The following is a 7206-nucleotide window of genomic DNA, read 5'->3' as shown; positions in this document are numbered from 1 at the left end:
TCCAACCGAAACCTGACCGTCAATGTCTCCGACGCGGCTCAGGGATATGTCAAAGTCAATACCATCGATGTACTGCCTGCTACTCCCGGTGTACCCGCCAATCCATACCCGTGGACCGGTATCTACTTTCAGGGCGTGCCGGTAACGGTGGTCGCCAAACCCAATCGCGGCTACAAATTTCAACACTGGAAAGACGGAGCAACGATATTGACGACAGATACGACGCTGACGCTGGCATCGCTTACTGCCGACCGCACCCTGCTGGCCGTTTTCGTCGTCGACTCGGCCTTCAACAGCAAGCCGCCGGCCTATAACCTGGTCCTGTGCGACTACCGTTTCCAGAGCTGGGATGCTGCCGCGCCGGCCGGTACCTATCCGCCCAATATGCAGTTTGTCTCGATGAATCAGGACGATCCGGGCCTTACTGCGGTTCCTGCCGATACGGTTAAAGGCGCCTACAACTACTCCTCCCGCACCCGCATCAACGGCCTGGGTAGTAACGGAATCGCCTTTATCAATACCGGCAACGACAATACCAATCCGGGGTATGTACCGAGCCGCCTGGGAGGTGCGCTGCTGGCCCTGCGGACGCTCGGGCTCAACCAGGCCTTTGTGCAGTGGACCGGCGGGACAGTCACGCCCAACAGCCGGCAGTACCGCATCCGCCTGCGCTACCGGATCGGAGATACCGGCCCGTTTCAGGACCTGACCGACGGCGGCGGTAATCCCGTCGAATACGTCCGGAATACTACTGCCGGCCATAGCCAGACCTTCGGCCCGGTGGCGCTGCCGGCGGCGTTGCTCAACCAGCCTTACGTACAATTACTGTGGCAGTATTATTACACGGGCATAGGCACGTCGGGGTCGAGGGATCAGCTTCGGATCGACGATATTGTTGTTTCCAGGGATAAATGCGAGAGCGTGGCATCGGGAAGCTGGCAGGTCAAAACGACCTGGAGCTGCGGGCGGGTACCGTCGGTTTGCGACGACGTCGTGATCAAAAACGGACACGTTATCACCATTGCGAATGCCGAAGCCCGAAACCTGCAACTCGAAGCCAACGCCCGGCTCGATTATACTTCGGGAGGAATGCTTCTTCTGAAAGGCCCCTGATAAGGAACTTTCGTTTGTCGAAAAACCTTGCTTGTTTTAACAGAAGCTGTATACATTCGTCCTTCCATACAGGCTTTGAAAATGATGCAGGAAAGTTTGGAAATCGTCAATCGCGTGGCTAATTCCGGTCTGGTGACGCTGGACCTGGAATCGTATTACCACCCCGGGGAGCGGGTCGTCTATGACCTGAAAGACAACCTTTTCATGGAGGCCATCCTGCGGGAGAAAGACTTCCGGGAATTTCTCAAAAGTCACGACTGGAGTCAGTACACAGGTAAAAACGTAGCCGTCATCTGCTCGGCAGACGCCATTGTCCCGACCTGGGCCTACATGCTCCTCGCCGTGCACCTTGAACCCTATGCCAACATGGTGGTATTCGGGGACTTACAGACCCTGGAAGACAAGCTGTTTTACGATGCGCTTTCGCGGATCAACCCGGAAGATTACCAGGGCACCCGCGTGGTCGTGAAAGGGTGCAGCAATTACCCGGTACCCGTATCCGCTTATGTGGAGGTTTCGCGCCTGCTCCGGCCTGTTGTTCAGTCGCTTCTTTTTGGCGAACCGTGCAGTACGGTTCCGCTGTACAAAAAACCGAAGGCCTGAGTTCTACGTCGATAAAACCCATTCAGATGCCCGCTAACTGCCGTCCTCCGGCCTGTCAGCGGGCATACTTGATTTCTTTTCGGTAGCTTTGCGGAAAGTTTACCCGTATGAACGCACAAGCAGCCAACGACATTTTCCGGAAGAGCATTCAGGACTACCACCTGACGGACGACATCGATACCCCCATTCCCAATCCGTACGAAAACGGAACAATATCCCAGCTGCTTTACTTAAAAAACTGGATCGACACGGTACAATGGCACCTGGAAGACATCATCCGGAGCCCGCAGATCGCGCCGGAAGAGCTCGTTGCCGTTAAACGCCGCATTGACCAGTCCAACCAGGACCGCACGGATACCGTAGAGCGGATTGACGACTGGTTTCTTTCTTTTTTCGGGACGATCGAGCGTAAACCCGGCGCCCGTCTTAACTCCGAAACGCCTGCCTGGCTGCTCGACCGCATGTCGATCCTTCAGCTTAAAATCTACCATTTCCGGGAGCAGGCCGAACGGAGTGACGCTTCCGAAGAGCACCGCAGCAAAGCCGAGCAAAAGCTCCGCATCCTGCTGGAGCAGGAACAGGATCTGGCGATGTGTTTCGACGAACTGGCCGAAGACATCCGTGCCGGCGTGCGGTACATGAAGGTCTACCGGCAAATGAAAATGTATAACGATCCGACGCTCAACCCGGTGCTCTACCAGCAGAAATAGCCGAATGAAGCGTTTACTCGTTTTCCGCTTTTCCGCGATGGGGGACGTCGCCCTGCTCGCACCCGCCGTGCGGGCCATCGCGGCGGCTTACCCTGATCGCGAGTTGACGGTCGTTACCCGCGCCCGCTTTGGGGCGTTTTTTGAGGGTATTCCCGGCGTGCGTGTGGCAGCTGCCGACCTCGACGGCATCCACAAAGGCATTCCGGGACTCTACCGCCTCTTCCGCGAACTACTCCGGGAAGGCCCCGTAGAATACGTCATCGATACCCATCAAAACCTGCGGACGTCTATCCTCAAGCTGTTCTTCCGTCTGGCGGGAGTGCCTTCTGTGACACTCGACAAAGGGCGGGACGAGAAAAAAGCCCTCACCCGGAAAGAAAATAAAGTCTTCCGGCAACTTCCTCACAGCGTCGAACGGTACCTGGCCACTTTCGCCCGGGCCGGGTTTTCGGCCAAACCGGGGAATGCACCCTATTTTCCTTCCTTTTCTCCCGGCAGCACAGACGCTTTCCTGGCCCGGAACGGCCTGTCCACGAAAACCAAAAAATGGGTAGGTATTGCGCCTTTTGCCCAGCATGAAGCGAAAATGTGGCCGCTCGACCGCTTTCCGGAAACTATGCGGCAGCTTCAGAAACGGCACGATGTCCATTTCTTTCTGTTTGGCGGGGGAAAAGCCGAGATCGAACAACTGGAACAACTCCGGGCGCAGGTACCGGATACGACGGTAGTAGCGGGCCAACTCTCGCTGGCAGACGAGCTGGCTTTTCTGCCCCGCCTCGACCTGATGATCTGCATGGACTCCGGAAACATGCACCTGGCTGCCCTCAGCGGAGTATCGGTGCTGTCGATCTGGGGAGGAACGCATCCATTCGCCGGGTTTGGTCCCTGGGGGCAAACCGGTCCGCATATCCTTCAGATACCTGCCGAAGAACTCACCTGCCGCCCCTGCTCCGTTTTTGGCAACAAGCCCTGCTGGCGCGGAGACCTGGCCTGCATGACCGGAATCAGCGCCAGCCAGGTAGCGGCACGCGCGGCCGAACTGCTGACAGCCTGACGGGTCGAAATGTCCCTCCTACTCACCTCCTTCGCTTTTTTTATGGAGGGAAGCGCGTTTCTTTGTACCAGGACTTTACTTCCGTCCCGTTATGACGAAACGTCTCCTTTTATTGGTTTTCTGGTTTTTGGGGTGGACCGCCGCCCTGGCACAGCAGGCCCCCCGCTATTCGGTCTTTCTCCTTGGCGACGCCGGAAACCCCGTACCGGGGCACGACCCGGTACTCTCCACCTTGCAGAAACAGCTGACCACGGCCGGACCTAATGCGCTGATGGCTTTTCTTGGAGATAATCTCTATCCGTCCGGTCTGCCCGCTCCCGGACCGGGCCGCGCTCCGCTCGAACAGAAACTCAAAGACCAACTGGCCATTATCCGGGATTTCAAGGGAAAAACCCTCGTCATTCCCGGCAATCACGACTGGCAGCAGGGACATAAGGATGGCTGGAACCGCGTCCGGAACCAGGCCGACTACATCCGCCAGCTCACCGGCCGGGACGATGTCTTCGTACCGGAAGGCGGATGCCCGGGGCCGGTTGAAATCCCGGTCAGCCCTGAACTGACCATTCTGGCCTTCGACAGCCAGTACTGGCTGCACCCGTGGGACAAACCGGATGAAACGTCCGACTGCGGTACCACCGACATCGCTTCGTTCTTCATCGCCGTCGAAGATATTCTCGAACGCAACCAGCACAGGCAGGTACTCGTACTCGGCCACCATCCGATGTACTCCCACGGGGATCACGGCGGGTATTATACCTGGAAAGATCACCTTTTTCCGCTGACGGAAAAGGTACCCTGGCTGTACGTTCCGCTACCCGTCATCGGGTCTATTTACCCCCTTTACCGGACACTGATCGGTAATATCCAGGATATTCCTCACCCGAAATACCAGCTATTCCGCAACGGAATGGTCCGGCTGCTCCGGCAATACGGAAATGTATTTTACGCCAACGGGCACGACCACAACCTCCAGCTCATCGAGCGGGATTCGCTCTACTACCTCACCAGCGGTAGCGGATCGAAACAAACGCCGGTAAAGAAAGCCCGCGATTCCCGTTTTGCAGAAAGTACCAAAGGGTTCGCCCGGCTGGACTACGGAGCCGACTCTCTTACTATCCGGTTTTACGCCCCCGATTCGGCCTTCTCAGAAGGGCGTATTCTCTACTCCCAGGTCATTCCGTTACCGCGGCTGCGTCCGGTTAACAACGTCCCGACAACAACCAAACTACCTGAAATACAGGCAGCTTCTCTCCACTATGGAGCGGGCTTCCGCAAACGGATGTGGCTGGGAAGCAACTACCGGGATGTTTGGGCAACGCCCATCCGGACCCGTACCGTCGATCTCCCTACCGAACGCGGCGGCCTGAAAATTCTTCAGAAAGGCGGAGGTATGCAGACGCTCTCCCTGCGGCTGGAAGCCAAAAGCGGCATGCAGTATGTCATGCGGAGTGTGGAAAAGTATGCGGAAAACGCCATTCCCCTCTCCCTGCGCAGCGGCTTTGTTGCCGATCTGGTGCAGGATCAGATATCGGCCTCGCACCCGTATGCCGCGCTCGCGATCCCCCCGCTGGCCGGCGCTGCAGGGGTTCTGCACACCAATCCCGAAGTAGTACGCCTCCCGGCCGATACGACCCTCGGTCCTTACCGGCGCCAGTTTGCCGGGCAGATGGTTCTGTATGAAGAACGGGGAGACGATGGCTTCAGCGGATTCAAGAAGGTTATTTCGACGGATAAAGTCCTCCAGAAACTCGCAGAAGACAATGACAATCAGGTCAATCAGCAGGAGGTACTCCGCGCCCGGTTGTTTGATATGTGGCTGGGCGACTGGGACCGCCACGACGATCAATGGCGCTGGGCCGTTGAAAAAACCAAAAAGACCCAGAGCTATATTCCCATTCCGCGGGACCGGGACCAGGCCTTTTTCGTCAACGAAGGTATTCTTCCGAAAATCGTCTCCCGCAAGTGGATTATGCCCAAGTTCCAGGGCTTTGGCTTCACCATCCGGGATGTGCCCGGCTTTAACTTCAACGCCCGGTACTTCGACCGATCCTTCCTGACCGAACCCGGCAAGGCCGACTGGCTCCGGATGGCAGATTCTCTGCGCCACCGGCTGACGGACGAACGGATCGCGGAAGCCATGAGCCGGTTTCCCGTTTCAGCCGATGGCTCCGGCGCCATCAAACAGAGCGCCGAGACAATCGCCTCCAAACTCCGGCAGCGCCGCGAAGACCTCACCCGCTATGCCGAACAGCAGTACCTGTTTCTGGCAAAAGCGGTGGACGTCGTCGGAAGCGACAAAGAAGAATTATTCCTCGTCAACCGCCTTCCGGACGGCAAGACAGAAGTCCGCATGACCAAAAAAGGCGGCAAGGAGCTCTATTCCCGCGTTTTTGACCCGACAGAAACCAACGAAGTACGGCTGTACGGCCTCGGCGGTAACGACGTATTCCGGGTAGGCGGCAGCGCCGTCCGGGGCCCTGTCATCCGGATTATCGGCGGTACCGGCATGGACGATATCCGGGATTCGTCGCACGTGAATGGCTTACGGCGAAAGACCGTCGTTTATGACACCAAAGACAGTACCCGTCTCGAAGGCGGCCACGAAACCCGTTCAGAGCTTTCTGACCATGCATCCGTAAACCTCTACAACCGAAAGTCGTTTTTATATGACCTGATTCAGCCGCTGGTGTCGGTTCAATTCAACCCGGACGACGGCGTATTCCTCGGTGGCGGTGTATTGATCCGGAAACAGGGCTTCCGGAAAAATCCGTTTGCGGCGCAGCACCGGATCACTGTCAACCACTCCTTTGCAACAAAAGCCTATAATTTCGACTACCAGGGCGATTTCACCCACCTGATCGGCTCTCTGGATCTGCAGGTAAACGCCGAAATACGCTCACCGAATTTCGTCCGTAACTTCTTCGGGCTGGGGAACGAAACGGTATTTGACCGGGACAAAAAAATCCGCTACTACCGTACCCGTTTCGAAGAATGGCACCTCGACGCCCTGTTGCGCAAACGGGTAGGCTCGCACCTGACGCTCTTCGCCGGTCCGGTCGTGGAGCAGATTGAACTGGAGGAAAACAAAAACCGGTATATCAATCAGTACCTCGAGACCGTCGGACCGGTGGAAGCCGACCGTCTGCTGAAGACAAAATGGTATGGCGGCCTGAAGGCCGGTCTTACGTTCGACAACCGGGACAGCAAGCTCTATCCGACGCGCGGTATCTACCTCAATACCAACTACCTGGTTTACAAAGGCCTGCGGGAAAGCACGAAAAACCTGAACCGGCTGGAGGGAGAGCTGGCTTTTTATTGGTCGGCCCGGCTGCCGGCCCGCCTGACCCTCGCCACGCGCCTGGGCGGAGGCAAGAACTTTGACGATTATGAATTTTTCCAGTCGAATACCCTGGGCGGACTGAGCAACCTGCGCGGGTTCCGGCGGACGCGCTTCGCCGGAAAATCCAGCCTCTACCACAACCTGGAGGCCCGCCTGAAAATCGCCACGCTGCGTACCTACTTCTTCCCGGCATACCTGGGTGTGCTGGCCTTCCATGACATTGGCCGGGTGTGGCAACCCGGTGAGAATTCCAATCAGTGGCACAGGGGCGTAGGCGGCGGCATTTGGTTTGCTCCGTATCAGGCGGCGGTTATTTCGCTCGTCTACGCGCACTCCCGCGAGGAAAACATCCCGATGATTCGTCTGGGCTTTTTGTTTTAACGACG

At 57.2% G+C, this 7206-nt stretch carries 5 protein-coding genes; all 5 read left to right on the top strand.

Going from position 1 to position 7206, the window contains the following annotated elements; genetic code table 11:
- Nucleotides 1–1113 (top strand): InlB B-repeat-containing protein (locus BLR09_RS25620; RefSeq protein WP_449441356.1); only part of this gene is annotated, 1113 nt, incomplete at its 5' end.
- Nucleotides 1114–1194: 81 nt separating this feature from the next.
- Nucleotides 1195–1716, top strand: coding sequence for a DUF2480 family protein (locus BLR09_RS24800; RefSeq protein ID WP_394331419.1), 522 nt, complete (start codon nucleotides 1195–1197; stop codon nucleotides 1714–1716).
- 107 nt (nucleotides 1717–1823) lie between these two features.
- Entirely contained in the window at nucleotides 1824–2426 is a 603-nt protein-coding gene (locus BLR09_RS24795; RefSeq protein WP_093209157.1) for a DUF4254 domain-containing protein, read from the top strand.
- Nucleotides 2427–2430: 4 nt separating this feature from the next.
- Entirely contained in the window at nucleotides 2431–3480 is a 1050-nt protein-coding gene (locus tag BLR09_RS24790; protein WP_093209154.1) for a glycosyltransferase family 9 protein, read from the top strand.
- A gap of 91 nt (nucleotides 3481–3571) precedes the next feature.
- Complete coding sequence (locus BLR09_RS24785; RefSeq protein ID WP_093209151.1) at nucleotides 3572–7201, top strand: BamA/TamA family outer membrane protein; 3630 nt, start codon at nucleotides 3572–3574, stop codon at nucleotides 7199–7201.
- Nucleotides 7202–7206 lie beyond the last annotated feature (5 nt).

The organism is Siphonobacter aquaeclarae, assembly GCF_900103285.1.
In the GTDB taxonomy this organism is placed as follows: Bacteria; Bacteroidota; Bacteroidia; order Cytophagales; family Spirosomataceae; genus Siphonobacter; species Siphonobacter aquaeclarae.
This window is presented reverse-complemented; position numbering and strand designations above follow the sequence as displayed.